Source organism: Methylobacterium aquaticum (genome assembly GCF_001043915.1).
In the GTDB taxonomy this organism is placed as follows: domain Bacteria; phylum Pseudomonadota; class Alphaproteobacteria; order Rhizobiales; family Beijerinckiaceae; genus Methylobacterium; species Methylobacterium aquaticum.
Window position 1 is genome coordinate 1 of record NZ_LABX01000504.1, and the last position, 678, is coordinate 678.

Here is a 678-nt window from a genome sequence, read left to right on the forward strand (position 1 = left end):
GTCTGCGACCGGATCGCGATGGTCTTGATGTTGAGGACGATGTCGGTGACATCCTCACGCACGCCGGGAATCGACGAGAATTCGTGAAGTACCCCGTCGATCTGCACCGAGGTCACGGCCGCGCCCTGGAGCGACGACAGGAGAACCCGGCGCAGGGAGTTGCCGAGGGTAGTGCCGAAGCCGCGCTCGAGGGGCTCGGCAACGACGGTGGCGACCCGCTTGGGGTCATGCCCGGTCGAAACCTGGAGCTTGTTCGGCTTGATGAGCTCTTGCCAGTTCTTCTGTATGACCACGGTCCTACCTCTCGCACTTCCGACACGAGCCACTGCAGTGGTCGGTCCTTGAGCCCTTCCCGTGCATCGCCTTGCACGGCTCGGTCTCGAAAATCATGTGCCCGCGACGCAGCGGGCGGTTAGTGGGCCGCGACCCAGAGTTCCGGGACGAAGCTGTAGGCTCCGCCCTCACGCGCCACGTAGCCGAGCGCCGGGAATTCCAGATGGCCCCCGGTGACGAAGGTTCTCTCGCTCGAGACCTCGTCCAGCATCCGCTTGCGCACCGCCCTCGCCTCGTCGGGATCGACGTCGAAGACCATCGTGGCCTCCGGACGCTTGAACTGGATCGCCGGCAGATGGACGATATCCGCCCACATCAGGAGGGACGCCGAGCCCACGAGACGGA

At 64.9% G+C, this 678-nt stretch carries 2 pseudogenes; both read right to left on the reverse strand.

The features are described from left to right. Positions 1-326 (reverse strand): annotated as a pseudogene (locus tag VP06_RS33485) (DNA-directed RNA polymerase subunit alpha); the annotation flags it as partial. A gap of 86 nt (positions 327-412) precedes the next feature. Beyond that, positions 413-678: pseudogene (locus tag VP06_RS37635) on the reverse strand (MBL fold metallo-hydrolase); the annotation flags it as partial.